The organism is Mesorhizobium sp. M6A.T.Cr.TU.014.01.1.1 (genome assembly GCF_004022765.1).
Taxonomy (GTDB): domain Bacteria; phylum Pseudomonadota; class Alphaproteobacteria; order Rhizobiales; family Rhizobiaceae; genus Mesorhizobium; species Mesorhizobium mediterraneum.
In genome coordinates, this window is record NZ_RZPG01000024.1 from 61142 (window position 1) to 88126 (window position 26985).

The 26985-nt window shown below is 63.4% G+C and carries 27 protein-coding genes; 12 read left to right on the forward strand and 15 right to left on the reverse strand.

What is annotated here, in order from left to right; genetic code table 11:
* Both sucC and mdh read right to left on the reverse strand, forming a co-directional pair.
* Positions 1 to 1194 carry an ADP-forming succinate--CoA ligase subunit beta gene (sucC, locus tag EN885_RS24525; RefSeq protein ID WP_095484890.1) on the reverse strand — a complete coding sequence of 398 codons (1194 nt, stop codon included), beginning with the start codon at positions 1192 to 1194 and terminating at the stop codon, positions 1 to 3.
* A gap of 31 nt (positions 1195 to 1225) precedes the next feature.
* Positions 1226 to 2194 (reverse strand): malate dehydrogenase, encoded by a 969-nt coding sequence (gene mdh / locus EN885_RS24530; protein ID WP_095484889.1) that lies wholly within the window; start codon positions 2192 to 2194, stop codon positions 1226 to 1228.
* Positions 2195 to 2433: 239 nt separating this feature from the next.
* Here mdh and EN885_RS24535 point away from each other — a divergent pair, with 239 nt between their 5' ends.
* Positions 2434 to 2862 (forward strand): GNAT family N-acetyltransferase, encoded by a 429-nt coding sequence (locus EN885_RS24535; protein ID WP_095484888.1) that lies wholly within the window; start codon positions 2434 to 2436, stop codon positions 2860 to 2862.
* Here the strand turns inward: EN885_RS24535 and zapE are convergent.
* Positions 2859 to 4061: a cell division protein ZapE gene (zapE, locus tag EN885_RS24540; protein WP_095484887.1), complete on the reverse strand. Its 1203-nt coding sequence runs from the start codon at positions 4059 to 4061 to the stop codon at positions 2859 to 2861. The two genes, EN885_RS24535 and zapE, sit on opposite strands and share 4 nt — an antisense overlap.
* A gap of 183 nt (positions 4062 to 4244) precedes the next feature.
* Positions 4245 to 4796 (reverse strand): AprI/Inh family metalloprotease inhibitor, encoded by a 552-nt coding sequence (locus tag EN885_RS24545; RefSeq protein WP_095484886.1) that lies wholly within the window; start codon positions 4794 to 4796, stop codon positions 4245 to 4247.
* Positions 4797 to 5091: 295 nt separating this feature from the next.
* Here EN885_RS24545 and EN885_RS24550 point away from each other — a divergent pair, with 295 nt between their 5' ends.
* From EN885_RS24550 to EN885_RS24580, 7 genes are all read left to right on the forward strand, one after another.
* Positions 5092 to 6102, forward strand: coding sequence for an MBL fold metallo-hydrolase (locus EN885_RS24550; RefSeq protein ID WP_095484885.1), 1011 nt, complete (start codon positions 5092 to 5094; stop codon positions 6100 to 6102).
* Between the two features lie 120 nt (positions 6103 to 6222).
* Positions 6223 to 6384 carry a DUF1328 family protein gene (locus tag EN885_RS24555; RefSeq protein ID WP_095484884.1) on the forward strand — a complete coding sequence of 54 codons (162 nt, stop codon included), beginning with the start codon at positions 6223 to 6225 and terminating at the stop codon, positions 6382 to 6384.
* 122 nt (positions 6385 to 6506) lie between these two features.
* On the forward strand, positions 6507 to 7391 hold the full coding sequence (gene dapF / locus EN885_RS24560; RefSeq protein WP_095484883.1) for a diaminopimelate epimerase: 885 nt from the start codon (positions 6507 to 6509) through the stop codon (positions 7389 to 7391).
* Positions 7391 to 8692, forward strand: coding sequence for a tRNA (N(6)-L-threonylcarbamoyladenosine(37)-C(2))-methylthiotransferase MtaB (gene mtaB / locus EN885_RS24565; RefSeq protein ID WP_128244161.1), 1302 nt, complete (start codon positions 7391 to 7393; stop codon positions 8690 to 8692). The genes dapF and mtaB overlap by 1 nt, the downstream gene beginning before the upstream one ends.
* Positions 8693 to 8703: 11 nt before the next feature.
* Entirely contained in the window at positions 8704 to 10383 is a 1680-nt protein-coding gene (ftsY, locus tag EN885_RS24570; RefSeq protein ID WP_128244160.1) for a signal recognition particle-docking protein FtsY, read from the forward strand.
* A gap of 61 nt (positions 10384 to 10444) precedes the next feature.
* A complete protein-coding gene (locus EN885_RS24575; RefSeq protein WP_095484881.1) occupies positions 10445 to 11119 on the forward strand; it encodes a septation protein A in 675 nt (224 codons plus the stop codon).
* Positions 11120 to 11135: 16 nt separating this feature from the next.
* Complete coding sequence (locus tag EN885_RS24580) at positions 11136 to 11756, forward strand: pyridoxamine 5'-phosphate oxidase family protein (RefSeq protein ID WP_095484880.1); 621 nt, start codon at positions 11136 to 11138, stop codon at positions 11754 to 11756.
* 95 nt (positions 11757 to 11851) lie between these two features.
* Here EN885_RS24580 and EN885_RS24585 read toward each other — a convergent pair whose 3' ends face one another.
* Together EN885_RS24585 and EN885_RS24590 are read right to left on the reverse strand one after the other, a co-directional pair.
* On the reverse strand, positions 11852 to 12061 hold the full coding sequence (locus tag EN885_RS24585) for a tautomerase family protein (protein WP_128244159.1): 210 nt from the start codon (positions 12059 to 12061) through the stop codon (positions 11852 to 11854).
* 34 nt (positions 12062 to 12095) lie between these two features.
* On the reverse strand, positions 12096 to 13016 hold the full coding sequence (locus EN885_RS24590; protein ID WP_128244166.1) for an SMP-30/gluconolactonase/LRE family protein: 921 nt from the start codon (positions 13014 to 13016) through the stop codon (positions 12096 to 12098).
* Positions 13017 to 13306: 290 nt separating this feature from the next.
* Here EN885_RS24590 and EN885_RS24595 point away from each other — a divergent pair, with 290 nt between their 5' ends.
* Positions 13307 to 13474: a hypothetical protein gene (locus tag EN885_RS24595; protein WP_095485113.1), complete on the forward strand. Its 168-nt coding sequence runs from the start codon at positions 13307 to 13309 to the stop codon at positions 13472 to 13474.
* A gap of 94 nt (positions 13475 to 13568) precedes the next feature.
* On the opposite strand, the gene EN885_RS24600 is transcribed toward EN885_RS24595, so the two are convergent.
* The 5 genes from EN885_RS24600 to ccmA form a co-directional block, all read right to left on the reverse strand.
* A complete protein-coding gene (locus EN885_RS24600) occupies positions 13569 to 14612 on the reverse strand; it encodes a DUF2332 family protein (RefSeq protein ID WP_126104335.1) in 1044 nt (347 codons plus the stop codon).
* A gap of 15 nt (positions 14613 to 14627) precedes the next feature.
* On the reverse strand, positions 14628 to 15206 hold the full coding sequence (locus EN885_RS24605) for a DsbE family thiol:disulfide interchange protein (protein ID WP_128244158.1): 579 nt from the start codon (positions 15204 to 15206) through the stop codon (positions 14628 to 14630).
* A complete protein-coding gene (ccmD, locus tag EN885_RS24610) occupies positions 15203 to 15376 on the reverse strand; it encodes a heme exporter protein CcmD (RefSeq protein WP_095484877.1) in 174 nt (57 codons plus the stop codon). The genes EN885_RS24605 and ccmD overlap by 4 nt, the downstream gene beginning before the upstream one ends.
* A gap of 137 nt (positions 15377 to 15513) precedes the next feature.
* The gene (gene ccmB, locus EN885_RS24615; RefSeq protein WP_095484876.1) at positions 15514 to 16179 is read right to left on the reverse strand and encodes a heme exporter protein CcmB; all 666 of its coding nucleotides are present in this window, start codon (positions 16177 to 16179) and stop codon (positions 15514 to 15516) included.
* A 229-nt stretch (positions 16180 to 16408) separates the two neighbouring features.
* On the reverse strand, positions 16409 to 17017 hold the full coding sequence (gene ccmA, locus EN885_RS24620; RefSeq protein WP_095484874.1) for a heme ABC exporter ATP-binding protein CcmA: 609 nt from the start codon (positions 17015 to 17017) through the stop codon (positions 16409 to 16411).
* 284 nt (positions 17018 to 17301) lie between these two features.
* Here ccmA and acnA point away from each other — a divergent pair, with 284 nt between their 5' ends.
* A complete protein-coding gene (gene acnA, locus EN885_RS24625) occupies positions 17302 to 19992 on the forward strand; it encodes an aconitate hydratase AcnA (protein WP_095484873.1) in 2691 nt (896 codons plus the stop codon).
* 87 nt (positions 19993 to 20079) lie between these two features.
* On the opposite strand, the gene EN885_RS24630 is transcribed toward acnA, so the two are convergent.
* Entirely contained in the window at positions 20080 to 20742 is a 663-nt protein-coding gene (locus EN885_RS24630) for a ceramidase domain-containing protein (RefSeq protein WP_095484872.1), read from the reverse strand.
* Positions 20743 to 20918: 176 nt separating this feature from the next.
* On the opposite strand from EN885_RS24630, the gene EN885_RS24635 reads away from it, so the two are divergent.
* Both EN885_RS24635 and EN885_RS24640 read left to right on the forward strand, forming a co-directional pair.
* Positions 20919 to 21713, forward strand: coding sequence for a thioredoxin family protein (locus EN885_RS24635; protein ID WP_095484871.1), 795 nt, complete (start codon positions 20919 to 20921; stop codon positions 21711 to 21713).
* A gap of 604 nt (positions 21714 to 22317) precedes the next feature.
* Complete coding sequence (locus EN885_RS24640; protein WP_095484870.1) at positions 22318 to 22704, forward strand: DUF2794 domain-containing protein; 387 nt, start codon at positions 22318 to 22320, stop codon at positions 22702 to 22704.
* Here EN885_RS24640 and EN885_RS24645 read toward each other — a convergent pair whose 3' ends face one another.
* The 3 genes from EN885_RS24645 to EN885_RS24655 form a co-directional block, all read right to left on the reverse strand.
* A complete protein-coding gene (locus tag EN885_RS24645; RefSeq protein WP_095484869.1) occupies positions 22705 to 23277 on the reverse strand; it encodes a GNAT family N-acetyltransferase in 573 nt (190 codons plus the stop codon). It abuts the gene before it with no gap.
* Between the two features lie 165 nt (positions 23278 to 23442).
* Positions 23443 to 24222, reverse strand: coding sequence for a Bax inhibitor-1/YccA family protein (locus tag EN885_RS24650; RefSeq protein WP_095484868.1), 780 nt, complete (start codon positions 24220 to 24222; stop codon positions 23443 to 23445).
* A gap of 229 nt (positions 24223 to 24451) precedes the next feature.
* A complete protein-coding gene (locus tag EN885_RS24655) occupies positions 24452 to 26950 on the reverse strand; it encodes an ABC transporter permease (RefSeq protein WP_128244168.1) in 2499 nt (832 codons plus the stop codon).
* Positions 26951 to 26985 lie beyond the last annotated feature (35 nt).

Here is a 26985-nt window from a genome sequence, read left to right on the forward strand (position 1 = left end):
TCAGCCCTTCACCGCCGCCACGATTTTCTTCGCGGCATCGTCGAGGTCGTCGGCCGAGACGACATTGAGGCCACTGTCATTGATGATCTTCTTGCCTAGCTCGGCATTGGTGCCTTCGAGCCGCACCACCAGCGGCACTTGCAGCCCAACTTCCTTGACCGCCGCGATGACGCCCTCGGCGATGATGTCGCATTTCATGATGCCGCCGAAGATGTTGATCAGGATGCCCTTGACCGCCGGATCCTTGGTGATGATCTTGAACGCCGCCGTCACCTTCTCCTTCGACGCGCCGCCGCCGACATCGAGGAAGTTGGCGGGTTCGGCGCCATAGAGCTTGATGATGTCCATCGTCGCCATGGCGAGGCCGGCGCCATTGACCATACAGCCGATATTGCCGTCGAGCGCGACATAGGCGAGGTCGTATTTCGACGCCTCGATCTCTTTCTCGTCCTCTTCGGTGATGTCGCGCAGCTCCATCACGTCGGGATGGCGGAACAGCGCGTTGTTGTCGAACGACACCTTGGCGTCGAGCACGCGCAGCCGGCCGTTCCTCATGACGATCAGCGGGTTGACCTCGAGCAGGCTCATGTCCTTTTCGACGAAGGCTTTGTAGAGGATCGGGAACAGTGTCTCGCCGTCCTTGGCGGCGTCGCCGTCGAGCTTCAGCGCGCTGTTGAGTTCTTTCAAATCATCCGCCGTCACGCCCTTTTCCGGGTCGATGGCGACGGTGATGATCTTTTCCGGCGTGTCATGGGCGACCGCCTCGATGTCCATGCCGCCCTCGGTCGAAACGACGAAGGCGATGCGGCCGACCGAGCGGTCGACCAGCAGCGACAGATAGAGCTCGCGCTCGATGTCGGCGCCGTCCTCGATGTAGAGGCGGTTGACCTGCTTGCCCGCCGGACCGGTCTGTTTGGTGACCAGTGTGTGGCCGAGCATCTCGTTGGCGTTGGCGACGACATCGGCGACCGACTTCGCCAGCCTGACGCCACCCTTGGCGTCGGGGCCGAGCTCCTTGAACTTGCCCTTGCCGCGGCCGCCGGCATGGATCTGGCTCTTCACCACATAGAGCGGGCCGGGCAGCGCCTTGGCGGCGGCTTCCGCCTCGCTTGCCTCGAACACCGGCACGCCCTCGGCCACCGGTGCGCCAAAGCCCTTCAGCAGCGCCTTGCCCTGATATTCATGGATGTTCATGCGCGTTGTCTCCGGGTCACTTGGCGGCGGGTCACTTGGCTGCGAGATGCGGAGCGATCTTGACGCAGGCCTCGCACAGGCCCTGCACCGCCGCCACCGAACTGTCGAACATCTTCTGCTCGGGCTTGCTGAGCTCGATCTCGATGATGCGCTCGACGCCGCCGGCGCCGATCACCACCGGCACCCCGACATAGGTGTTCTTGACACCATACTGGCCGGAGAGATGCGCAGCACACGGCAGCACGCGCTTCTTGTCCTTGAGATAGGCTTCGGCCATGGCGATCGCCGAGGCGGCCGGTGCGTAGAAGGCCGAGCCGGTCTTGAGCAGGCCGACGATCTCGGCGCCGCCGTCGCGGGTGCGCTGCACGATCTGGTCGAGCTTTTCCTTCGAGGTCCAGCCCATCTTGATGAGGTCGGGCAGCGGGATGCCGGCGACCGTCGAATAGCGGATCATCGGCACCATGGAATCGCCATGGCCGCCGAGCACGAAGGCGGTGACATCCTCGACCGACACCTTGAATTCCTCGGCCAGGAAATAGCGGAAGCGCGAGCTGTCCAGCACGCCAGCCATGCCGACGACATGGCTCTTCGGCAATCCTGAGAACTTCTGCAACGCCCAGACCATGGCGTCGAGCGGGTTGGTGATGCAGATGACGAAGGCTTTCGGCGCGTATTTCTTGAGACCCGCGCCAACCTGCTCCATGACCTTCAGGTTGATGCCGAGAAGGTCGTCGCGGCTCATGCCCGGCTTGCGCGGCACGCCGGCGGTGACGATACAGACGTCGGCGCCCTCGATGCCGGCATAATCGTTGACGCCGGTCAGCCTGGAGTCGAACCCATCGACCGGCGATGACTGCGCGATATCCAGCCCCTTGCCTTGCGGGATGCCCTCGGCGATATCAAACAGCACAACGTCGCCGAGATCCTTGAGGCCGATCATATGGGCGAGCGTGCCGCCGATCATGCCCGAGCCGATGAGCGCTATCTTGTTGCGTGCCATGTCAGGATGTTTTCCCTTTAGACTGTGACGGCGCCCCAATCTTTAACGACTTGGGATGACGACGTCGAGGAAGGAGGCCGGAATGCTGCGGGGAAGCCGCGGGATTTCGCCGCACCCAATAGCCCCGGTGCAAAAAAAATTCAAACGATTATTTCGGAGTGAATAATTTCAATCGGTTAGAAACAATGGGAATTACGTAAGCGTCAAAAGAATTAAGCCGACTTTGGGATATTTACACAATGAAGATGGAAATAAGAAGGCTGCTTCCCGGCGATGACGCCCTTGTGATGCGGGTCGCCGAAGACGTGTTCGACGAGCCGGTGAGGCCTGATCGCCTTGCCGCCTACCTCGCCTCACCAGGACATTTCATGATTGTGGCGCTCGCCGACGGCGTGGTCGTCGGCCAGTGCGCTGCCGTCATCCACCGCCATCCGGACAAGGTGAGCGAACTCTACATCGACGAAGTCGGCGTGGCGCCGGCCTTCCAGCGCCAGGGCACAGCGACAAGAATGCTCGACGCCATGTTTGCGCTCGGCCGCGAGCATGGCTGCGAGGAGGCCTGGGTCGGCACCGAGCCGGACAATGTTGCCGCTCGCGCACTGTATGAGGCGCGAAGGGAGCCGCATGGCGAGGCGGAAGGCTTTGTCATGTATGTTTATCGACTCTAGGCCTGAGCCTGTTGCGCTTCCGGCGACGGCGGCGGCGCACTCTGCCGTTTCGCCCAGTCCTCCAGCCATTCGTGGCTCTGCATCTCGATCAGCCGTGACGCCGTGCGCTCGAACTCGAAGACCTCGGTGCCGCGCTTGGCCGTGTAAAGCTGCGGTGGCGGTGCAGCAGCGCTCACCACCAGCCGCACATGATGATCGTAGAGCGTGTCGATCAGCAGGATGAAGCGCTTGGCCTCGTTGCGGCTGCCTTCGCCGAGCACCGGCACATGATCGATGAAGATGGTCGAGAAGCGGCTGGCAATCGCCAGGAAATCGCGGGCGCCGTGCGGTTTCTCGCAGAGATCGGCAAAAGAAAACCGCGCCGCATCGCCGGCAGCACGCGGCACCACGATCTGCCTGCCCTTTACCGTCAGCGCCGCCGCCTCCGTCGGCCTGCCATGCGTCATCACCTCCCAGGCCTCGTCGAGGACAGCATCGGCGGCGGCATCGGCGGGGGTGACATAGACCGGCAGGCGGCTGAGCTTGTCCAGCCGATAATCCTTGTCGGCGTCTAGCGCCAGCACCTGCGCATTCCGCTCCAGGGTGCCGATGAAGGGTAGGAAAAGCTTGCGGTTCAAACCGTCGCGGTAGAGATCCTCCGGCGCGACATTGGACGTGGCGACCAGCACGACGCCGTTGGCAAACAGCGCCGAGAACAGTCGGGACAGGATCATCGCATCGGCGATGTCGGTGACGGAAAACTCGTCGAAGCACAGCACCCAGGCTTCCTCGGCCAGCGAGCGGGCCACCGGCGCGATCGGGTCGTCTTCCCTGACGGTGCCATTCTTGCGCTCCAGCCGATGCTTCTGGATGCGGTCCTGCACATCGGCCATGAAGTCGTTGAAGTGCACACGGCGCTTGCGCCTGACCGGCACCAGCTCGAAGAACATGTCCATCAGCATGGTCTTGCCGCGGCCGACGCCGCCATGGATGTAGAGGCCCTTGACGGCCTCGCGCGTCTCGCGCTTGCGCGCGAACAGCCAGCCCAGCGCGCTCGACTTGTGCGCCAGCCGCTTTGCCGAAATCTCGTCGATCAGCCGGTCGAGTGCCGCGACGATCCGCTCCTGTGCCGGATCGCGGTCGATCAGGCCCGTATCGACCAAATGGTCGTAGCGCTGCCGGACGGTCGCATGGGTCTGAAGGCCGTCACGCAGATGCATCGGTCACGTCGTTCTGAAGTATGATCCCGAAAAGTTGCAGACTTTTCGGACAAGATCATACGCAAAAAAAGACTTAGAGCAGGATGACCGACTCAATTTGAATTCATCCTGCTCTAGAGCAATCCCAGGAAAAGTGTGTAGCGGTTTTCCCTAGGAATTGCGTAAAAACAAATAGGAGGCGGGTCAGCCTCTTGTAAGCGAAATCGGCAGGCCGTTGGAAGTCTGGCCGTCGAATTTCTCTCCGCCCGAGGAATAGAGCCGTGCCAGCGTGCCGCCATTCTCATCATACAGCGTCAGCTGCTTGCCGGCGACGTTCCATGATTTGATGCCGTCGATCGGCGCCGGGCAATGCAGCGGTCCGGCCCGATAGCCGGCGCCGAATTTCGTCTGCGGCGTTGCCACCTGGCAGCTCTGGCCGGACACGCTGGCCTTCCACACGCCGGCGACGCTGCCTGCGGTAAGATCCGGGGCTCCGGCCGGTGCCGTTCCGTCCGGCGGCAACGAGGCGACCTGGGGGTTTAGCGTGCCTTGCGGCGCCGTCGGAAATTTCGACGGGTCGGCCGTGCCGGGCGACGCCGGCGGCGGCAGCTGATTTCCGGTTACCTTGCCGGAGGGCGCGGCTTGCAGCGGCGCTGGCTGCTCCTGGTCCATCGATGAGAACCGTGACGTTGAACAGCCGCTCGCAACGAGCGCGGCAAGCGATACGGCCAGCAGACCGGTTTTCGAAAAATCCATTTCAAACCTCCGTCGATCCGGCTGGGGCTGCCGTCCGCACAATGTCTTCCCCCACCAAGATGGAGAAGGTGGCAGAATTTCAACCCGATATGGTTAAAATACCATTTGCGGCAGCATCTGTTGCAACTTTACCACAAAATACGTGCCGCCTAAAAGCCTGCCCTGTGGGTCTGACCCGACCGTGCACAGCGGTTTTGCCTGGAGAGGCGTGCCCTTGGCATTCGGCCCCAGATGCTTGCGCTAGCCGGCTTCGGTCCTATCTCTGGTGAAACGGAACTCTGCCGGAGGCGAAACCTTGGCTGCAAGAAAAAGAGCCGCCAATCGCTACTACAGCGGCCCGCCCAGCGATCATTTCGACGGCACCTTGTTCTTCAATCCCAACGGCAAGCTGCCTGCGCGTTTTTCCGATCTTTTGAAGTGGCAGCTGGGCGGCGAGCGCTCGAAATGGCCAGCGGCGAATCCGAGCCCGTTTCATCAGGCCACGCCGGCCGAGCGGATCGAAGGCCCCGGGCTGAGGCTGACCATGGTCGGCCATTCCACGCTGCTTATCCAGACAGCCGGCCTGAATATCCTCACCGACCCGGTCTGGTCGCGGCGCGTCTCGCCGCTCTCCTTTGCCGGGCCGAAACGGGTCAACCTGCCGGGCATCGCGTTTTCCAGCCTGCCGCCGATCGACCTCGTATTGGTCAGCCACAATCACTACGACCATCTCGACCTCGCCACGCTGAAGCGGCTGAAGACAAAGCATGACCCGCTGGTGCTGACGCCACTCGGCAACGACGTCATTATCGAAGATGGCGTTCCCGGCATGCGGCTCTCCGTGCATGACTGGGGCGAGCGGGTCGACATCGGCAAGGACGTGGCCGTCCATGTCGAGCCGGTGCACCACTGGTCGGCGCGTGGCACCCGCGACCGGCGCATGGCGCTGTGGGCGGGTTTTGTGGTCAAGACGCCGGGCGGAAAGATCTATTTCGCCGGCGACACCGGTTTCCACGATGGCATCAACTATCGGCTGATGGCCGAAAGGCACGGCGGCTTCCGCCTCGCCATCCTGCCGATCGGCGCTTACGAGCCGCGCTGGTTCATGGCGCCACACCACCAGAACCCTGAGGAGGCGGTGCAAGGCATGCTTTTGTGCAACGCCGCCTATGCTGCCGGCTGCCATTGGGGCACGTTCCGGCTCACCAACGAGCCGATCGACGAGCCGGCAAGAAAGCTTGGTGAGGCCCTGGATGACCAGAGCGTCCCGCGCGAACGCTTTCGCGCCTTGCGTCCCGGCGAGGTCTGGGACGTGCCGACGGCCTAGGCAGGCGACCGGCTTCGCGGCGCAGGGAATTTCCAGGCAAATCCAAGGAATCGGAACCCAAGCCATCGCAGACGCGTTTGTAGGTAGTTTCCACAACCGTCGGCCGCGAGGTTTTTTCTCATGATCAAATGGATCATCATTCTTCTGATCATCGCGGCCGCGGCAAGCCTGCTCGGCATGCCGGCCTTGGCCGGAGCTGCCGCCACCGGTGCCCGTATCCTCATCGGCATCGTGCTGATCATCTTCCTGCTGGTCATGCTCGGCGTCTTCGCGGTGACGTAGCGCATCGGCCCGAAAATCGATTTTTGGAAAGCACGATGCGCGGATTCAAAATGTCCGCGCACTGGTAATTTCGGCCGGTATCCGCCATATAGGCGCCAAACCGGCATGAGACCTTTCGATCCATGGCAAGCACTGTCCCCTTCGCCAAGATGAACGGCATCGGCAACGAGATCATCGTTGCCGACATGCACGGTCGCGCCGATCGGGTGACGCCGGCTGCCGCCCTTGCGCTCAACGCCGATGCCGCGACGAAATTCGATCAGATCATGGCGATCCACGATGCCAGGACGCCGGGCACCGCCTTTTTCATCGACATATTGAATTCCGACGGAACCGGCGCGCAGGCCTGCGGCAACGGCATGCGCTGTGTGGTGCAAGCGCTTGCTGCCGAGACCGGCCAGAAGACATTCGCCTTCGAGACGGTCGCCGGCATCCTCAACGCCGAGGAACATGCCGACGGGCTGATCTCGGTCGACATGGGCAGACCGCGTTTCGGCTGGCAGGATATTCCGCTGGCCGAGGAATTCCGCGACACCCGCATGATCGAGCTGCAGATCGGCCCGATCGACGCGCCTGTGCTGCACTCGCCCTCGGTCGTGTCGATGGGCAATCCGCACGCCATTTTCTGGGTCGACCGCGACGTCTGGTCCTACGAGCTCGACCGCTTCGGTCCGCTGCTCGAAAACCACCCGATCTTCCCCGAACGCGCCAACATCACAATCGCGCAGGTGACCTCGCCCGAGACGATGGTCATCCGCACCTGGGAGCGCGGCGCCGGCCTGACCAAGGCCTGCGGCACGGCGGCTTGTGCCGCCGTCGTCGCTGCCGCCCGCACCAAGCGGACCGGACGCAGCGTCTCCTTGGTGACGCCCGGCGGCGGCTCCTTGCATGTCGAATGGCGCGGCGACGACCACGTCGTCCTCACCGGTGCCGCCGAATGGGAATTTTCCGGCAGCTTCGACCCGTCGACCGGCGTGTGGGCCCGCGACACCGAAAGCGCCGCCTGATGCCCGCTCTTCCCAAGAAGGGCATTGACGTCGTTACCTTCGGCTGCCGGCTGAACACCTACGAATCCGAGGTGATGCGGCGCGAGGCGGAAAGCGCCGGCCTTGGCGCGCTGGCAGGCGGCGCCATCATCTTCAACACCTGCGCCGTCACCGGCGAGGCGGTGCGCCAGGCAAAGCAGTCGATCCGCAAGGCCCGCCGCGAGAACCCGGCCGCCCGCATCATCGTCACCGGCTGCGCCGCGCAGACCGAGCCGCAGAATTTCGTCGCCATGGACAAGGTCGATCTCGTCCTCGGCAATGAGGAGAAGCTGAAGGCGAATTCCTATCGCGCGCTGCCGGATTTCGGCGTCAACGATACCGAGAAGGCTCGCGTCAACGATATCTTTTCGGTACGCGAGACGGCCGCCCACATGGTCGACGCCATCGAAGGCCGGGCGCGAGCCTTCGTCCAGGTGCAGAACGGCTGCGACCACCGCTGCACCTTCTGCATCATCCCCTATGGCCGCGGCAATTCGCGCTCGGTGCCGATGGGCGCCGTGGTCGAGCAGGTCAAGCGGCTGAGCGGCAATGGCTATGCCGAGATCGTGCTGACCGGCGTCGACATGACCAGCTTCGGCGCCGACCTGCCGGGCAGCCCGAAACTCGGCAAATTGGTCAAGACAATCCTCAAGCAGGTGCCTGACGTGAAACGCCTGCGCCTCTCCTCGATCGATTCGATCGAGGCCGACGACGATCTGCTCGACGCGATCGCCACCGAGCCCCGACTGATGCCACATCTGCATCTGTCGCTGCAGGCGGGCGACGACATGATCCTGAAACGGATGAAGCGCCGACACAACCGGGATCAGTCGATCCGTTTTTGCGAGGATTTGCGCAAATTGCGCCCCGGCATCGTCTTCGGCGCCGACATCATCGCCGGCTTCCCGACCGAGACGGACGCCATGTTCGAAAAATCGCTGGAGATCGTCGAGGAATGCGGGCTGACGCATCTCCACGTTTTTCCATTTTCACCGCGCGAAGGCACCCCCGCGGCGCGCATGCCGCAGCTTCGCCGCGAGGTGGTCAAGCAGCGTGCTGCACGGCTGCGCGCCGCCGGTGGCGCCGCCTATGTCAGTCACCTCGCCGCACTCGCCGGAACGCGCCAGTCGATCCTGGTCGAGCGCGACGGGCTCGGCCGCACCGAAGGGTTTACGCTCGCCGCGGTCTCCGCCGGCGCGCCGGGCGAAATCGTTGAGGCTGATATCGCCGGCCATGATGGTATCAGACTGATTGCGGCGCCGCTTGCCGCCAGCGTCGCCTGAGACGCAAAGACATGGCTGGTTTTTTCAAGAAGATATTTTCGTTCGGCAAGAAGGAAGTGGTCGAGGAGCGGATCGACGAGTCGGCACCTCTGCCGCCGATCAAATGGGATGCGCTGGAGGCGCTGAAACCGGCTTCTGAGCAGGCCGTTCCGGAATTTTTGAAACGGGAAGAGCGTCAGCCCGAAACAGAAGCTGCGCCTCCGCCGCCAGTCGAGGCGGAAGCACCGCTCGCGCCGCAGCCGGCGCCTGTTGAAGAGGCCGCGCCCGCTCCTGCACCAACCATTCCGCCCGGGCCAGACATCCAGCCGGAACCCGCTCCGATCGAGGAGCCGGCGCCAGAGCCTGAAATCCAGCCGGTTCCGGTCGAGGAGCTGGAACCGGAGCCGGAAGCGCCTGCTGAACAGGCAGCGCCCGAGGAAATCCCGGCCGTTCCCGTCATCCCTGAGCCGGCTCCTGCACCAGAGCCTCAGCCACCAGAAGTCGCCCCATCCCAGCCGGAAAAACGGCCTGAGCCGGCGCCCGTCGACATGCCGGCGCCGCCCGCCGAGATCCCCTCAACGGCGCCCAAGCCTGAGGCGCCGCCGGCCGAAATCCCGCCCCCCATTCGCCAGCCGGCGCCGGTCGAGGCAAAGCCAATCCTTGCTGAGATCGCACCGGAGCCGGAGGCCGTTCCGCAACCACCGCCGGAGCCAAAGCCAGCCCCCGGCAAGGTGACCGTAACCAAGAAGGTCGAGCAGAAAGCCCAGCCACAGAAGGCGCCGGAACCGGCACCGAAACGCTCGTGGTTCCAGCGTATGAAGGAGGGGCTTGCCCGCTCTTCCCGGGAACTGTCCGGCAACATCGCCGGCGTCTTCACCAAGCGCAAGCTGGACGAGGACACGCTGCAGGATCTCGAGGACGTGCTGATCCGCGCCGATCTCGGCATGGAGACGGCATTGCGCATCACCGATTCGCTGGCCGCCAGCCGCTACGGCAAGGACGTCTCCGAGACGGAAGTCCGCGCCATCATGGCGACGGAGGTGGAGAAGGTGCTGACCCACGTCGCCATGCCGCTGGAGCTTGATCTCAGTCACAAGCCGCATGTCATCCTTGTCGTCGGCGTCAACGGCACCGGCAAGACCACAACCATCGGCAAGCTGGCGGCAAAGCTGACCGATGGCGGCCTGTCGGTGATGCTCGCAGCCGGCGACACGTTCCGCGCCGCCGCGATTGAGCAGTTGAAGATCTGGGGCGAGCGCACCAAATCGCCGGTCATCGCCTCGAAGCTTGGCGCCGACGCCGCCGGCCTCGCTTACGACGCCTTCGAACAGGCCAAGCAAGCCGGCTCCGACGTGCTGATCATCGACACCGCCGGGCGGTTGCAGAACAAGACCGAGCTGATGGCGGAACTGGAAAAGATAGTTCGGGTGCTGGGCAAGCTCGATCCGGAGGCGCCGCACACCGTGCTGCAGACGGTCGACGCCACCACCGGCCAGAACGCGCTCAACCAGGTCGAGATCTTCCGCAATGTCGCCGGCGTCAATGGCCTGGTGATGACCAAGCTGGACGGCACGGCACGCGGCGGTATTCTGGTGGCGATCGCGGCAAAGCACAAATTGCCGGTTTATTTCATCGGCGTCGGCGAACAAGTCGACGACCTCGAACCTTTCTCCGCAAGCGAGTTCGCCAGGGCGATCGCTGGAGTGGCCTAACAAGCATGATCCCAAAAAGTTGCAGACTTTTTGGACAGGATCGTGCGTAAGAAGGAAGTCTATGAACCCGCCCATCCTCGAACGCGACCCGTCCGACCCACAGAAACAGAAGAAGGAAGGCGTCAATCCGCTGCTCAAGCTGGTGCTGGAGCTCGGCCCGCTGATGGTGTTCTTCTTTGCCAACGCGCGTGGCGCGTGGCTGACGCAGAAATTTCCGGCGCTGGCCGAATTCGGCGGGCCGATCTTCGTCGCCACCGGCCTGTTCATGGCGGCCACCGCGATCGCGCTGATCGCCTCCTGGCTGCTCACCCGCACCTTGCCGATCATGCCGATGGTGTCGGGCGTCGTGGTGTTCGTCTTCGGCGCGCTGACGCTCTATCTGCAGGACGACATCTTCATCAAGATGAAGCCGACCATCGTCAACATGCTGTTCGGCGGCGTCCTGCTCGGCGGCCTTTTCTTCGGCAAATCGCTGCTCGGCTACGTCTTCGATTCGGCCTTCAGCCTCGATGCCGAAGGCTGGAAGAAACTCACCTTCCGCTGGGGCCTGTTTTTCCTGTTCCTGGCCCTTGTCAACGAAGTGGTCTGGCGGAATTTTTCCACCGACGCATGGGTTACCTTCAAGGTTTGGGGAATCATGCCGATCACGCTTCTTTTCACCTTCAGCCAGATGCCGCTGATCATGCGCCATTCGCTTGAAGGCAAGCCCGGAAAAGAAGAGAAGGCCGGCAAGTAACAGTTGGGGAGAGGGCATGGAATTCGTCACCACGCGCGAAGAGCTGAGAACGATCTACAAGACGCCTCGGCCGACCGACGGCTCTATCCGCAAGGAATTGAAGGCGCTGGATGGTCACAGCCGTTCTTTCATCGGCAAAAGCCCCTTCGTGCTGATCGGCTCCTCCGACGGCGCCGGCAATGCCGATGTGACGCCGAAGGGCGACAAGCCCGGCTTTGCCGTCGTGCTCGACGAGAGGACCATCGCCATCCCCGACCGGCCCGGCAACAACCGGCTCGACACGCTTGAGAACATTCTTATCAACCCCTCGGTCGGGCTGCTCTTTCTCATTCCAGGCATGAACGAGACGCTGCGCGTCAACGGCGATGCTCGCATCACCGTCGATGCGGGCTTGCGCGAGCGGCTCGCGGTCGACGGCAAGGAACCGCAAAGCGTCGTCCTGGTGACGGTCAAGGCCGCCTACATGCACTGCGCCAAGGCTTTCATGCGCTCCGATTTGTGGAAGCCCGAAAGCTGGTACGACCGCGCGACGCTGCCGACGCTCGGCCAGATCCTGCGCGACCAGTTGGCGCTCGCCGATTCGGCCGAGGCGACCGACCGCTGGCTGGATGACGAATACAAACACACCATGTGGTAGACTGTTTCGGACATGATCCGTCCGAAATACCTCTCGGCCCTCGACGCCTGCTGACCGGCCGCGCTGCAACCATCAAAGGTCGCGGCGAAATTCCTTCAGCGTTTGCTGCGCATCGTCTCGACATCGGTCTCGCCAACGAACCAGTCCCGCGCAGCGACCTCCTCGAAAACCACCCAGACGTCGTTGCTGGTCAGGCCGGTGGCGCCGGTGATGGCCGCGGTCACCTGGGCGGCGATCGCGGCCTTCTTGCCGGCCGGGTCATCGGCAATCACCTCCTTGACCAGGCGGATGTTCACGAATGGCATGGCGCCCTCCCCTGGGATATTGCTTGGCGGCTGCTCAAAATGTCTTTGCGCCGTTGACCATCAGCCGGACCATGTAGAGTGAGGTCGTGCCGGCGATGTAGAGGCAGTTCAGCTTGTTGCCGCCGAACACGCAATTGGCGACGACTTCCGGCACCTTGATCCTGCCGATCAGCTTCCCGTCCGGATCGTAGCAATGGATGCCGTCGGCGGCACTGGTCCAGATCCTACCTTGATCGTCGAGCCTGAAGCCATCGAACAGGCCGGCCGCGCAGTCGGCGAAGACTTTTTCGCCGGACACCTTCTTGCCACCCTTGTCGACATTGAACACCCGCATATGCGCCGGATTCTGCGCGCCGTGCGTGCGGCCGGTATCGACGACATAGAGCTTGCTTTCGTCGAGCGAGAAGGCAAGCCCGTTGGGCCTGACCATATCGGTGATGACAGCGTCGATCTCACCGGTGCCGGGATCGGCCCGGTAGACATGGCAGGCGCCGATCTCGCTCTCGGCCTTGTCGCCCTCATAGTCCGTGTCGATGCCGTAGGTTGGGTCGGTGAACCAGATCGACCCGTCGGACTTGACCACTGCATCGTTGGGCGAGTTCAGCCGCTTGCCGCGCCATTTGTCGGCGATGGTGGTGATTGAGCCGTCATGCTCGGTGCGGCTGACCCGCCGGCCCGAATGCTCGCAAGTGACCAGCCGACCCTGCCGGTCAACGGTGTTGCCATTGGAATTACCCGACGGCTGCCGGAACACGCTGACGCTGCCGTCGGTCTCGTCGTAACGCAGCATGCGGTTGTTGGGGATGTCGGACCACACCACATAACGGCCGGCCGCGAACCAGGCCGGCCCTTCCGCCCAACGGCATCCGGTGAACAGCTTTTCCACCTGCGCATTGCTGTTGAACAGCCGCGCAAAACGTGGATCGAGAATCTCGTAGTCTTCGGCGGCCATGATTTTCCTCCCAGTCATGCAAATCGGTGATGCCGGCGCGATCAAGCCAGCCGGCGATCAATATGGCAAGATCGCTGATATCAGTCTCACCGCATCTTGAGGCATCGAGGCAAGCTGCGGCAGTGCCGCCTGCCCAAATGACGGGGTTCATGCGCCGTTAACCGGCTATGCGTCCGGCGCAATGGTGCATTGCAACATCTTCTTTTTGCAACGCACCATAACTATGTCATGCTCCATACAGATCAAGGGAGGAACAACCTGCCGCAACAATGCGGCGCAAAAGGAACCTCGCTATGATTCTCGACAGCCTCATGAGCCGCGCTCGCGCCACCATCGCCAAGCGCCGGCAATACAACCGCCTCGTCGCCGAAATCGACTCCTTTTCCAGCCGCGATCTGGCCGACATGCGCGCCGACCGCAGCGAAATGCTCTATCAGGTCCACAAGCAGATCTACGGCTGAGGCGAACGCATGATCCCGAACCGAAGGTCAGCGCAGCAAAAAGTTGCAGACTTTTCGGACGAGATCATGCGCAACCAGAACTGTTTGATCGGGCTTAGCCGATCCATTCGATCCAGCGGCCGTGATAATCGCAATGGGCCAAGCGGCGTGTCTCGCCGCCGGGCCATAGAGTGAGGCTGAGTACCGCCCAATTGTTTGTGGGATCGCGCGGCTCCATCCTCAGCCTTGCGATAGGCGCAGCGGCCGTGGCCTGTCTGCCCGCCTGCTCCAGCGCAGCGGTGATGGCATCCTTGGTCGCCCGCGGCAGGTACTGCCACATGATCGAATGGTAGAGCACGAAGGCGCCGCCCCGCTGCCGTGCGGCCAGTGCCTTCTCGACAAAATCCGCCGCGTCCGCTTTGACAAGCAGCGGTGGAAATTTTTCGGCAAGTGACAGCGCGGCGTCGAGCCGGGCCAGCCGCGCTGCCTGATCGGCCCAGACAAAAGACCGAAGCCGTAACCGCGCCGCTGCGTCGGCGACGTCCACCGGCGCGACGTCGCAGCCGGCGCGGTAGCGGACGTCGATCGCCCCACCAAGCGGAACAGCGCGGCCGCGCGCCTCCGGCGCCAACCGGGCGGGGGAGGCCGGGTCGCCCCACTCGGCATCGCGGTAGCTGTAGTGAAAGCTGTCGAACAGGAGATTGAGCCCGGCGCTGGCGCCGATCTCGCACAGATCCAGCGGCAGGCCGGTTTCCCGCGCGACCGTCAGAAATCCAGGCAGCAGCATCGCCGACCGGGCGATTTCATTGGTCTGCGGCGCGCCGGCGAGGCCGGCGACGATCCGCTCGTCGGATCGCGCAATTGCCTCCGGCAGCACCGCCGCGATCTCGGATTCGCTTGTCTGGTTGGGCGGATAGATCAGTGCCAGTCGCTCACTGGCACCCGTCAGGACCAACGCATGCAGCGCGCCGCAGACCCGCAATGCTAGGGCGTCGGCGCGCGCGTCGCCCGGCCAGCCGAGCACCGCCTGCCCGGTCCTGGTGTTTGCGTCGAGAACCTTGGCCAACGCACGGCATAAATTCGCGGTGAAGGGCGAGCCAAGTCCATCGCAGGCTTTCGCCTGAGCCAGAAAATGATCGCGAATGTCCCGTTCGACCATCGCGTTTCCGCCGTCTCAGCCCGGCGCGGCCAGCGCCTTCTCGATCTCCGGCAAAAGCAGCGTCTGCGCCGAGCCTGGCGTCAGCGGGCCGACATGCTTGTAGGCGATATTGCCGTCCTTGCCGACGACGAAGGTTTCCGGCACGCCGTAGACGCCCCAGTCGATCGCCGCGCGCCCTGCCGCGTCGACGCCGATCGCCTGGAACGGATTGCCGAGATCGCCGAGGAACCGGCGGGCGTTTTCCGGCTGGTCCTTGTAGTTGAGCGCTGCGATGACGAAGCGCTTGTCCTGCGACAGCGCCAGCAGCACCGGATGTTCGTCACGGCATGGCCCGCACCAGGACGCGAAGACGTTGACCAGCGTGACCTTGCCGGCGAACTGCTTGGAGTCGAGCCCCGGCAAATTCATGCCCTCCAGCGCCGGCAGATTGGTCTGCGGCGCCGGCAGGCCGATCAGCGCCGATGGCACCTCCGAGGTGTCGCGGCCGGACAGCAGCTGCGTCAGGAACAGCCCAGCCAGCCCGAGGAAAATCAGCAGCGGCAAAAGCACGATCAGGCGCCGCCCGCGCGGCGGCGTTTTGGCCTCCATGCTCATCGCTTCCTTGTCCCCGCCTTGTCGGAGCGACGCCGCACGCCGGACGCTTCCAGCTCGGCGAGATCCCGCTTGCGTGCCCGTTGGTCGAGAAGGATCCAGCCGACCAGCCCGGCCAGAACTACGGCCGTGATGGCATAGGCGGCGGTCACATAGAGCGCATGCGCGCTCATATGGTTCGCTCCGCCGGCGCAAAGCCTTTCCGCCGGACCATTTCGCTTCGTTCGAACATGTCTTTCCTTAACCTTGCGCTATCGGCTTCGCAATCGACAGCAGCGCCGCAGCCCTTGAGGTCAGGCGGCCGTCTAATTTAGTCCGCCCCATGACGCAGCGCCAGCGCCGCTGCAACCGGCCCCAGCACGGCAAGAAACAAGGTCAGCGCGGCGAGAATGAGGAAAGGCTGCAGGAACGGATCGGGGTCCGCCACCGCGCCATAGCTTGCCGAGACGCCAAAGATCAGCACCGGAATGGTCAGCGGCAATACCAGCACCGAGATCAACAGCCCGCCGCGCGGCAGCGCCACCGCCACCGCCGCGCCGGCAGCGCCGATGAAGGTGATCGCCGGCGTGCCGACCAAAAGGGTCAGCGCCGTGGCGCCGATGCCGATCGGCTCCATATTCATGAACAGGCCAAGCAGGGGTGCCGCGATAACCAGCGGCAGCACGCTTCCCGCCCAATGCGCCAGGCATTTCGTCAGCACGGTCAACGCCAGCACGTGCCGGTCGTCGCCGAGCACCAGAAGATCGAGCGAGCCGTCTTCCCGGTCGGCCTGGAACAATCGGTCGAGACCGAGCAGGCAAGCGAGCAAGGCGCCGATCCACAGGATTGCCGGGCCGATGCGGGCGAGCAGATTGAGGTCCGGTCCGACGCCGAAGGGGATCGTGGCGATCACCGCGAGAAAGAAGATCACGCCGGTCAGCGCCCCGCCCCCGGCGCGGATACTGAGGCGGATGTCGCGAAGGAAGAGGGACCACATTACGATGCAGCCCCGATGTATTCGTAATGGCCAGGCAAAGGCCGGAGTTCCTTCACGCCCCCCTCTGTCCTGCCGGACATCTCCCCCACTTGGGGGGAGATTGGCTGTCGGCTCCGCTTTCGCCAATTTTCAACATTGCAAATTGGGCGGCGACGCCGAAGCCGCCGATCTCCCCCCAAGTGGGGGAGATGTCCGGCAGGACAGAGGGGGGCGCCGTGGAGCTCCGACATCAAACGGCCTCCCCCATCCTCAACTCCTTCGCTCCCTCAATTCCCAGCGGCAGATGCGTGGCCGCCACAACGATCCCTCCGCCTTCCAGATGCTTCCGCATCAGCACGGCGAATCGCTCTTCCGATGCCTTGTCCAATCCTGCCGTCGGCTCGTCGAGCAGCCACAGTGGCCGCCGGCTGACCAGCAGTTTTGCGATCGCCGCGCGCCGCCTCTGCCCAGTCGAGAGATAGCCGAACGGCAGATGGCCGATATCACCAAGTCCGACCGTCTCCAGCGCCTCTTCGGCACGCAAGAAATCCGCGCCCGAAAAATCGCGCCAGAAGCGCAGATTTTCCGTCACGGTCAACGCCGTCTTCATCGCGTTCTGGTGGCCGAGATAGTGGCAGGCCGAGGCAACCGACGGAAAATCCTCGCCGCCGCCTTCGATATGCACACGACCGGCCGCCACCGGAAGCAGCCCGGCGACGACCCTGAGCAGCGTCGATTTCCCCGCGCCGTTCGGCCCGGTGACGATAAGCGCCTGGCCTTTCTCAAGGGCAAAGTTGATGCCGGAAAAGACCGCCTCGCCGCCGCGTTCGCCGCCCAGATTTTCGGCGATCAGCCGCATTCGTTCTCCTTCGCCGGAAGTCCTAGCGCGGCTTCGGTGCGCCGCAACAAAAATGGCGATTCCGTGTCTAGAACTATTCCAGGAAATTCTCTATATGCGGGTCATCCGTGCCAGCGGTCGGCACGGGAACAGAATTAGCGCCGAACCAGCGCACGCGCCGCCTTGAACGGCTCGGGTTGGCTGGGAACGGACAGCGGAAATGGCCGTACCCGCACCTTTGCGCGTGATTGCATGCCATCGGCGTCCGTTCCCTTTCAGGCTGAACAGACAAGGACGGACCGCACGTGTCAAAATCCCTCGATAGTTTCAATTGCCGCCGCACGCTGACTGCTGGTGGCGCCGAATATGTCTATTACAACCTCATCGAGGCCGAGAAGAACGGCCTCACCGGCATTGCCCAGTTGCCCTATTCGATGAAGGTGCTGCTGGAGAACCTGCTGCGCAACGAGGACGGCCGTTCCGTCACCAAGGAGAGCATCCAGGCGGTCGCCGGCTGGCTGACCGACCGGGGCACCGCCGGCGTCGAGATTGCCTATCGCCCGGCTCGCGTGCTGATGCAGGATTTCACCGGCGTTCCGGCCGTTGTCGACCTGGCTGCGATGCGCGACGCCATGGCCTCGCTTGGCGGCGACCCGCAAAAGATCAATCCGCTGGTGCCGGTCGATCTGGTCATCGACCACTCGGTCATCGTCGATGAATTCGGCACGCCGCTGGCTTTCGCCCGCAATGTCGAGCTTGAGTACGAGCGCAACGAAGAGCGCTACAAATTCCTGAAATGGGGCCAGCAGGCCTTCCGCAATTTCCGTGTCGTGCCGCCCGGCACCGGCATCTGCCACCAGGTCAATCTCGAATATCTTGGCCAGGTCGTGTGGACCAACACTGAAGATGGCGAAACCACCGCCTACCCCGATACCTGCGTCGGCACCGATTCCCACACCACCATGATCAACGGTCTTGGCGTGCTCGGCTGGGGCGTCGGCGGCATCGAGGCCGAGGCCGCCATGCTCGGCCAGCCCGTCTCCATGCTGTTGCCCGAAGTCATCGGCTTCCGCCTCACCGGCAGGCTCAGGGAAGGCGTCACCGCCACCGACCTCGTGCTCACCGTCACCCAGATGCTGCGCAAGAAGGGCGTCGTCGGCAAATTCGTCGAATTCTTCGGTCCGGGTCTGTCCAACATGACGCTGGCCGACCGCGCCACCATCGGCAACATGGCGCCCGAATATGGCGCCACCTGCGGCTTCTTCCCGGTCGATGGCGAAACCATCCGCTACCTCACCATGTCCGGCCGCGAGGAAAACCGTATCGCGCTGGTCGAGGCGTACGCGAAGGCGCAAGGCATGTGGCGTGATACCGGCTCGGCCGACCCGGTCTTCACCGACCTGCTCGAGCTCGATCTCGGCGATGTGGTGCCGTCGATGGCCGGCCCCAAGCGTCCGGAAGGCCGCGTGGCGCTTGAAGGCATTCCGGACGGCTTTGCCAAGGCGATGGAGACCGAATACCGGAAGGCCGCCGAAATCGACAAGCGCTATGCCGTCGAAGGCACCAACTATGATCTCGGCCATGGCGATGTCGTCATCGCCGCCATCACCTCCTGCACCAACACCTCGAACCCGAGCGTGCTGATCGGCGCCGGGCTGCTGGCGCGCAACGCCAACCGGCTCGGGCTCAAGCAGAAGCCGTGGGTCAAGACATCGCTGGCGCCGGGTAGCCAGGTCGTCGCCGAATATCTGGAGAAATCCGGCCTCCAGAAGGAACTCGACCAAATCGGCTTCAATCTGGTCGGCTTCGGCTGCACCACCTGCATCGGCAATTCCGGCCCGCTGCCGACGCCGATCTCCAAGACCATCAACGATAAGGGCTTGATCGCCGCCGCGGTCTTGTCCGGCAATCGCAATTTCGAGGGCCGCGTCTCGCCCGACGTGCAGGCAAACTACCTTGCTTCGCCGCCGCTGGTCGTCGCCCACGCGCTGGCCGGGACCGTGACCAAGGACCTGACCACCGAGCCGCTCGGCGAGGACCGTGACGGCAACCCGGTCTACCTCAAGGATATCTGGCCGAGCTCGGTCGAGATCCAGGAGTTCATCGAAAAGAACGTGACGCGCGAACTGTTCGCCCGCAAATATGCCGACGTCTTCAAGGGCGACGAGTACTGGCAGAACGTCAAGGCGCCGGAAGGCCAGACCTACGCCTGGGACGACCATTCGACCTATGTGCAGAACCCGCCCTATTTCGACGGCATGACCGCGGGTTTCGGCACAATCGGCGACATCAAGGGCGCCCGCGTGCTCGGCCTGCTCGGCGACAAGATCACCACCGATCATATCTCGCCGGCCGGCTCGATCAAGGCGGCCTCGCCTGCCGGCAAATATCTCACCGACCATGGCGTCGGCGTCGCCGACTTCAACCAGTATGGCACGCGGCGCGGCAATCATGAGGTGATGATGCGCGGCACCTTCGCCAACATCCGCATCCGCAACCATATGCTGGGCGAGAACGGCCGCGAGGGCGGCTACACCATCCACTATCCGTCGAAGGAAGAGACATCGATCTACGACGCCGCCATGGAGTACAAGAAGGAAGGCGTGCCGCTGGTCATCTTCGCCGGTGTCGAATACGGCAATGGCTCGTCGCGCGACTGGGCGGCCAAGGGCACCAACCTCTTGGGCGTCCGCGCCGTCATCGCCCAGTCCTTCGAGCGCATCCACCGCTCGAACCTGGTCGGCATGGGCGTCATTCCCTTCGTCTTCGTAGAGGGCACCTCATGGGCCTCGCTCAACCTTAGGGGTGACGAGCTGGTCGAGATCGACGGCCTGAGCACCATCAAGCCGCGCCAGAAGATGATCGCGAAGATCACCTATGGCGACGGCACGGTGAAGGACGTTCCGATCATCTGCCGCATCGATACGCTGGACGAGCTCGACTACTTCAAGAACGGCGGCATCCTGCAATATGTGCTGCGCGATTTGGCAGCTTAGTAGGGCAGTAAGGGAGTAAGGGAGTAGGGAAGACAGCCCCTATTCCCCTATTCCCCTATTCCCCTATTCCCCTATTCCCCTATTCCCCTATTTTGGCGCTCCGAAGCGCGCCGTCGCCGCCAGCAGCACGCCGAGCATCAGCCCGTTGAGGATGTGCCACAGGAAATGCGTGCCGAGCGGAAAGCTGCCGCAGACCAGCGGATCGATCATCCGGCAGATGACCGACACGACGAAGATCGCCGAGCCTGCCAGATTGTACCAGCCGGCGCGATTGCCGCTGGCGGCCACCCAGGCGCCGAAGAAGGCGAGCGCCAGGAAAGGCGGCAGATAGCCGGTCGTGCCGTTTGACGCCTGGCGCAGCCAGTCCGGCACGGCCCAGGTCAACAACCCGGTGACGGCATAGAAGGCGACGAAGATGGCGATCGCCTTGCCCCATTTCATGCCGAGGAAGCGGCGCAGGTTGAACAGCGTGTAGGCCAGCGTGAACCCGGCGATCGGCAGCACGTCAGCCCAGACCGTGCCGTGGTTGGCAAAGGTATGGAACAGCGCCGAGCCGATGCCGATCGCCACCACCCACCAGGCCAGCGCTTCGGCGAAGATGCCTGTGCCGCGCCGGCGCACCTCCCGGACACCCCACAGCCCGGCGGCAAGAAAAGCCAGATTGGTGAGTGCGTTGGCCGGTTCGGCCCAGAACTCCGGCCCGGTCCGCTCGCAGTAGAGATCGACCGGCGTCAGGAGGGTTTGCCACATGCTGATTGTTGCCCGAATCGGCTTCTACCGTGAAGTGTGACCCTTCCTATTGCGCCCTTGCAGTTGGTTGCAATGGCAAATTTCACCGCAACGTGACTTCCCGTTGACTGTCGCTTCTGCCACATATTTCAGCAATCAGAACAAGGCCGGCATCACCGGCGGGAGTCCAAACGGCCATGACATCTCGAAGACCATTGCGGCTTGCGGCACTTGCGCTGGCCCTCTCGGTGTTTGCCGGCGCTGGACTTGCCGGCAATGTGCTTGCCGGCGAGGCCGACAAGCCCCAGGCCGACAAAACCTTGACCGATCAACCGCTGGGCGTGGTCGAGCTCTTTACCAGCCAGGGCTGCAATTCCTGCCTGCCGGCCGATGAATTCTTCGCCGATCTTGCCACCAAGGAGAACATCGTCGCGCTCGCCTATCATGTCGACTACTGGGATTATCTCGGTTGGAAGGACACGCTGAGCCGCAAGGAGAACACGGAGCGGCAATATGAGTATATGCGCGCCTTCGGCAATCGCTCGGTCTATACGCCGCAGGCCGTCATCAATGGCCGCAGTCATGTCAACGGAGCCAGCCGCAGGGAGGTCGACGGGGCGCTCGCCCGCATGGAGAAATCAGGCGACGGCATGCGGGTCAGCATCAAGGTCAGCCGGACCAGCGACCGCGTCATCATCGACGCCGGCGATGCCGGGACCGGCCCCAGCGATGCCCATGTCGTCATCGTCTATTTCGACCCGCCGCAGACGATCAAGATCGGCAAGGGCGAAAACACCGGCCGCAGCATGACCTACTGGAATGCCGTCTCCGGCATCCAGACCGCCGGCATGTGGCACGGCAAGGCGCAGCGCTACGAATTGCCGATGAGCGTGATTTCCAAGAAAGGCGGCTGCGCCGTGCTGCTGCAATCGGTGGGCAAGGATGGCCTGCCAGGCCCCATTCTGGGCGCCGCCATAATCCACAAGCCTTGACCACAGCGCGCCCTTCTCCCCTTGTGGGAGAAGGTGGATCGGTGCGCAGCGCCGAGAGGTTGAGGGGTGCTGGAAGAAATGAGGCGTTAAAATATGAAATGATTTTAGGCGCTTACGTCTTCAGCGCAGCGATCCTTCCAACATCCCTCATCCGACCTCGCTTCGCGAGGCCACCTTCTCCCACAAGGGGAGAAGGGAGAGCCGCGCTACCCGCCATGGTCTCAGCCAATAAAAAACCGGCGTCAGCTTGCTTCTGACGCCGGTCATTTAGGTTTTGGGATCGTCGCACCCGATTTTTCCAAGGAAAAACCGAGGTTGGTTCGATCCGACGCAGACCCGTGGGCGGGGGGCTTGGGGTTTACGAGCCAGTGCCGGACCGAACCGTCTCAGGCAACACCCGTAAATTCGTCGGACATTGGGGCATGAGCGCGGATAAAAGAAGGCAGAATTGTGGCGAAGCATCACCAATTCCAACGGGCGTTTTATAAACGTGACTGGACACTGCGGAAACGGTGCGCCGCCGCCTTTGCTCGGTCGGGCTTGCAATTCTACGGCGAAAGCGCCAACTTTGGTTGGCATAAGATTCATTCGAAGGGATCGAGGCATGACTGATCATGGCAGTGGGACGGAGGATGGGGACGCATCCGCAATACTGATCCCGCTGCATGAGGCAAGACGCGAACGCCTCGACCAGCCGGTGCGGTTCGACCGGCGCGAACTGGACCAGATCCTGAGGCTTTACGGGCGCATGGTCGCCGCCAATGAGTGGCGCGACTACGCCATCGACCATCTCACCGATCGCGCCGTCTTTTCCGTGTTCCGCCGCACCAGCGAGGTGCCGCTGTTCCAGATCGTCAAGGATCCGAAGCTGGCGCGCCGGCAAGGCGCATTCGCCGTCATCGCCGCCGGCGGCCGCATCCTCAAGCGCGGCCAGGAACTTGGCCGCGTGCTTGGCGTCTTCGACCGCACGCTGAAGCTGGTCGAGGCCTAACTACTTATTCTGGCTGCGGAATTTCTGTTCCGGCAACGAGTTGATATCGGGCGGAATTAGAGCCCCGTCATTGATCGGCAGTTGCATGAACACCGTGTCCAGCCAGCGTCCGTGCTTATAGCCGGAGCCTTCGAGGCGGCCCGAATGGCGAAAGCCGAGTTTTTCATGTAGCCGCACCGAGGCACTGTCCGGTCGGCCGTCGCCGATCACCGCGATAACCTGGCGGAAGCCCGCCGCCTTGGCCGCCTCGATCAGCCCTTGCATCAGCTTGAGCCCGACGCCTTGCCCCTTGGCCTCGGGCGCGACATAGACGGAATCCTCGACGACGAAGCGATACGCGGGGCGTGGCCGGAAGGCGCCGGCATAGGCATAGCCGAGCACGATGCCGTCTTTTTCCGCCACCAGATAGGGAAAGCCGCCCGCTATCAAACTGTCGAATCGCTGGCCCATCTCGGCACGGCTTGGCGGCTCCAGCTCGTAGCTCGCCGTGCCGTTTGTCACCGCATCGGCATAGATGTCGGTGATCCGGTCGAGGTCCGCCGATGTAGCGGCCCGTATGGTGATGCTGCTCATAATTTATGCAAATCGCTCATCCGCCTTCTATCACAGCAGAGGCCGGAACAAAAGAAAAGGGCGGCCGTTGGGCCGCCCTTACAAAACTCGCTGGTCCAGTCAGACCATGATCCCGAAAGGTGGAAACCGGCTTTCGGAAAAGATCATGGTCCAAACAAAAGCCTGTTAGCGGCGGTCGCCCATGAACTGCAGCAGGAACATGAACAGGTTGATGAAGTCGAGATAGAGCGTCAGCGCGCCCATGATCGCCTTGCGGCCGGCAACGTCGGTGGCGTCGCCCTCGAAATACATCTCCTTGATCTTCTGCGTGTCATAGGCGGTGAGGCCCGAAAAGATCAGCACGCCGAGCGCCGAAACGGCGAAGGACAGAGCCGACGACTGCAGGAAGATGTTGATCACCATCGCGATGATCAGGCCGAACACGCCCATCACCAGGAACGAGCCGAACGCGGTCAGATCGCGCTTGGTCGTGTAGCCGTAAAGCGACAGCGCACCGAAAGCCGCTGCGGTGGCAAAGAAGGTCTGCGAAATGCTGGCGGTCGTGTAGACCAGGAAGATCGACGACAGCGACAGGCCGACCAGGCCGGCATAGACCCAGAACGTCGTCTGCGCGGCAGAAACGCTCATCGACTGGACGCGGAAAGACAGGAACAGCACGGCGGCCAGCGGAGCCAGCATCACCACCCAGCGCAACGGCGACCCGAAGATCGCGTAGCCGAAGGAGGTCAGCATCTCGCCGCTCGGCAGCGTCGCAACCGCCGAAGCCGGATCGGTGGTGGTGGCCAGCATGATCGTGCCGACCGCGGCAAGGCCAGTGATGAGGAGGCCAAGCCCCATCAGATTGTAGACCTTGATCATGTAGGCGCGCAGGCCCTGGTCGATGGCAGCATCGACGCCGGCGCCGGGCACGGCGCGCGTCTGATAATTGCGAACGGGTTCAGCCATGGAAATCCTCATATTGCTTCTGCCCCGTCCGGTGTCAGGTCCATTTGGACCCAGGCGCCGCTGGCGGGGCTCCAGCATGCCTGCGGCGAAATATGATGGTTATTGGCGTCAAGAACAAGACCGTAACGGAGCGTAATGCTTCGTGAAGTCCCGGAAATCCGCTTTTTCGGCTTTCGAAGCCGCAACATTACGCAGAATTAATCAAAAACAGCCTCGCCAAGCCTTGCGATCAGAGATTGCGCAGCACCGGCGCCGCCTTGTGGCCCAGCACCCGCCAAGTGCCGGCGAGGCCAATGCCGACCGTGACCACCAGCGCAAAGACGATGGTTGCCACCGCCACATCGGGCATGAAATGCGATGGCAGCGTCATGATGCGCGCGACAACGAACCACGCGGCAACCCCGCCTGCCGCCAGCGCGAAGATCGCAGTGGCGAGGCCGATCAGCATATATTCCAGTGAAAAGGCCGCGATCAGTGTTTTCCTGGTGGCGCCCAGCGTCTTCAGCACCACGGCGTCGTGGATGCGGGCCCGGTTGCCGGCGGCCAGCGCGCCGGCCAGCACCAGCACCGACGCGATCAGCGCCACGCCGGCCGCGGCCCTGATTGCCGTGCCGAGTTGCGCCACCAGCCGGTTGACGATGTCGAGCGCGTCCTTGACCCTGACTGTCGTCACCGCGGGAAAGGCCCGGGTGACGGCGTTGAGAAGACGGGCATCGTCGGCCCCCGACGCGCCCTTTTCGGTCAGGGTCGCAAGCCAGCTATGCGGCGCGCCAGCAAATGTGCTGGGCGAGAACACCATGACGAAGTTGATGCCCATCGTCTCCCACTCGACCTGGCGGAAATTGGCGATCTTCGCCGTCACGTTGCGGCCAAGCACGTTGACGGTGATGGTGTCGCCGAGTTTCAGCCCGATCTCTTTGCCTTCCTCGGCCGAAAACGACACCAGCGGCTCACCGGCATAATTGTCCGGCCACCATGTGCCTTCGGTCAGCGTCGCATTCTTCGGCAGTCTGGCCTCGTAGGTCAGCCCGCGATCGCCGCGCAGCACCCAGGCTCCTTCCGCCGGGACCTTGACCTTGTCGACGTCGACGCCGTTCAGCGCCATCACCCGGCCGCGCAGCATCGGCACCTTGACCAGCGTGCCCTGCGGCGCCTCTTTGCCGACCAGCGCGGAGAACGCGTCGACATCGCTGCTCTGGATGTCGACGAAGAAGAAGTTCGGCGCCCGTTCCGGCAGGCTGCCGGAAATCTGTCGCCTGAGATTGCCATCGATCAGCGCCAGCGTCACCAGAAGCGTCAGCCCCAGTCCCAACGACAGCACCACCGACGGCGTCAAGGCTCCCGGCCGGTGGATGTTGCCGATGGCGAGCCGGAGTACCGTCGAGCCAACGCGCGGGCTCTTTTTGGCGGCCCATTGTACCAGCGCGCCGACGACGCGCAGCACCAGGAAGGCAAGAATGGTGGCGCCGACAAAGATCGAGGCGATGCGGCGATCGTCGGAAAACAGGATGGCCAGCACCGCCAGGAACAGCGCGATGCCGAGCGCCGCCGCCACGTAGAGCGGGCGAGGAAAACCGCGGCCCTCAAAACCCATTTCGCGAAACAGCGCCGTCGCTGGAACGTCGCGCGCACGGCCGAGCGGCAGCAAGGCGAAAGCCAGCGTCACCAGCAGCCCGAACAGCGCCGCCATGCCGAGCGCGCCGGGATAGAACCCGCCTTCCGCCGGCACCGGAATGATCGACTGGAGTGCCGCGCTCGCGGCGAACGGCATCAGCGCGCCAAGCACAACGCCAAGCGCGATGCCGAGGGCGGCGATCATCAGGATCTGCACGAGGTAGACGGCAAAGACGAAACCGCCCGATGCGCCCAGGCTCTTAAGGGTGGCGATGACGCCGCGCTTGCCGTCGAGATAGGCGCGCACCGCATTGGCCACGCCGACGCCGCCGACCACCAGCGCAGTCAGCCCGACCAGCGTCAGGAACTGGGAGAACCGTTCGATGTTAGACGACAACGCAGGTGCTGCGTTGCTGCGCGTGCGGATGGTCCAGCCGGCCTCGGGAAAGTTCTCCCCGGCCTGCTCCTGGATCGCCTTGATACCCGCTTCGCTGGTGCCGACGGGCAGGCGGATCTTATAGGCATTTTCGACAAGGCTGCCGGGCTGAATCAGGCCGGAAGCGGCAAGCCCGTCCGTCGAGACCATCAGCCGCGGCGCAAAGCCGAAACCGTCGGATACCGCGTCCGGCTCGCTGACGAGCCGGGCGCGCAGTTCGAATGTGGCGCTGCCGAGCTTCAGCCGGTCGCCGATCCCAAGGTTCAGCCGCTCGAACAAAAGATCGGGGGCAGCGGCGCCGAAAATACCGGATCTTTCGCCGAACAATTCCTGCTTCGACAGCGCCGGCTCGGTCTCCAGCGCGCCGTAGAGCGGATAGGCTCCGTCGACCGCCTTGGCCTCGACCAGTGCCTGGTCGGAACCGTCCTCGAGCCGCGCCATCGAGCGCATGTTGGCGCTGTGCGAGACCGTGCCCAGCCCGTCGAGAAAGACGTGCTCGGCTTGCGTCGCTGCGCGCTGGTTAAGCTGGAAACGAAGATCGCCGCCGAGCAGCGACTGGCCTTCGTTGGCGACACCGGCAGTAATCGCCCGGGCCACCGAATTGACGCCGCCGATCGCCGCGACGCCGAGCGCGATGCAGGCAAGGAAAATCAGGAAGCCGGACAGTCCCCCGCGCATCTCACGCAGCGAGAAGCGGAAGGCGAGCTTCAGCG

What these genes read in the sequence shown, in the direction of transcription:
- sucC (WP_095484890.1), bottom strand. Translation starts at nt 1,194, where the DNA reads ATGAACATCCATGAATATCAGGGCAAGGCGCTGCTGAAGGGCTTTGGC.
- mdh (WP_095484889.1), bottom strand. Translation starts at nt 2,194, where the DNA reads ATGGCACGCAACAAGATAGCGCTCATCGGCTCGGGCATGATCGGCGGC.
- EN885_RS24535 (WP_095484888.1), top strand. Translation starts at nt 2,434, where the DNA reads ATGAAGATGGAAATAAGAAGGCTGCTTCCCGGCGATGACGCCCTTGTG.
- zapE (WP_095484887.1), bottom strand. Translation starts at nt 4,061, where the DNA reads ATGCATCTGCGTGACGGCCTTCAGACCCATGCGACCGTCCGGCAGCGC.
- EN885_RS24545 (WP_095484886.1), bottom strand. Translation starts at nt 4,796, where the DNA reads ATGGATTTTTCGAAAACCGGTCTGCTGGCCGTATCGCTTGCCGCGCTC.
- EN885_RS24555 (WP_095484884.1), top strand. Translation starts at nt 6,223, where the DNA reads ATGATCAAATGGATCATCATTCTTCTGATCATCGCGGCCGCGGCAAGC.
- dapF (WP_095484883.1), top strand. Translation starts at nt 6,507, where the DNA reads ATGGCAAGCACTGTCCCCTTCGCCAAGATGAACGGCATCGGCAACGAG.
- mtaB (WP_128244161.1), top strand. Translation starts at nt 7,391, where the DNA reads ATGCCCGCTCTTCCCAAGAAGGGCATTGACGTCGTTACCTTCGGCTGC.
- ftsY (WP_128244160.1), top strand. Translation starts at nt 8,704, where the DNA reads ATGGCTGGTTTTTTCAAGAAGATATTTTCGTTCGGCAAGAAGGAAGTG.
- EN885_RS24575 (WP_095484881.1), top strand. Translation starts at nt 10,445, where the DNA reads ATGAACCCGCCCATCCTCGAACGCGACCCGTCCGACCCACAGAAACAG.
- EN885_RS24580 (WP_095484880.1), top strand. Translation starts at nt 11,136, where the DNA reads ATGGAATTCGTCACCACGCGCGAAGAGCTGAGAACGATCTACAAGACG.
- EN885_RS24585 (WP_128244159.1), bottom strand. Translation starts at nt 12,061, where the DNA reads ATGCCATTCGTGAACATCCGCCTGGTCAAGGAGGTGATTGCCGATGAC.
- EN885_RS24595 (WP_095485113.1), top strand. Translation starts at nt 13,307, where the DNA reads ATGATTCTCGACAGCCTCATGAGCCGCGCTCGCGCCACCATCGCCAAG.
- EN885_RS24600 (WP_126104335.1), bottom strand. Translation starts at nt 14,612, where the DNA reads ATGGTCGAACGGGACATTCGCGATCATTTTCTGGCTCAGGCGAAAGCC.
- EN885_RS24605 (WP_128244158.1), bottom strand. Translation starts at nt 15,206, where the DNA reads ATGAGCATGGAGGCCAAAACGCCGCCGCGCGGGCGGCGCCTGATCGTG.
- ccmD (WP_095484877.1), bottom strand. Translation starts at nt 15,376, where the DNA reads ATGAGCGCGCATGCGCTCTATGTGACCGCCGCCTATGCCATCACGGCC.
- ccmB (WP_095484876.1), bottom strand. Translation starts at nt 16,179, where the DNA reads ATGTGGTCCCTCTTCCTTCGCGACATCCGCCTCAGTATCCGCGCCGGG.
- ccmA (WP_095484874.1), bottom strand. Translation starts at nt 17,017, where the DNA reads ATGCGGCTGATCGCCGAAAATCTGGGCGGCGAACGCGGCGGCGAGGCG.
- EN885_RS24630 (WP_095484872.1), bottom strand. Translation starts at nt 20,742, where the DNA reads ATGTGGCAAACCCTCCTGACGCCGGTCGATCTCTACTGCGAGCGGACC.
- EN885_RS24635 (WP_095484871.1), top strand. Translation starts at nt 20,919, where the DNA reads ATGACATCTCGAAGACCATTGCGGCTTGCGGCACTTGCGCTGGCCCTC.
- EN885_RS24640 (WP_095484870.1), top strand. Translation starts at nt 22,318, where the DNA reads ATGACTGATCATGGCAGTGGGACGGAGGATGGGGACGCATCCGCAATA.
- EN885_RS24645 (WP_095484869.1), bottom strand. Translation starts at nt 23,277, where the DNA reads ATGAGCAGCATCACCATACGGGCCGCTACATCGGCGGACCTCGACCGG.
- EN885_RS24650 (WP_095484868.1), bottom strand. Translation starts at nt 24,222, where the DNA reads ATGGCTGAACCCGTTCGCAATTATCAGACGCGCGCCGTGCCCGGCGCC.
- EN885_RS24655 (WP_128244168.1), bottom strand. Translation starts at nt 26,950, where the DNA reads ATGCGCGGGGGACTGTCCGGCTTCCTGATTTTCCTTGCCTGCATCGCG.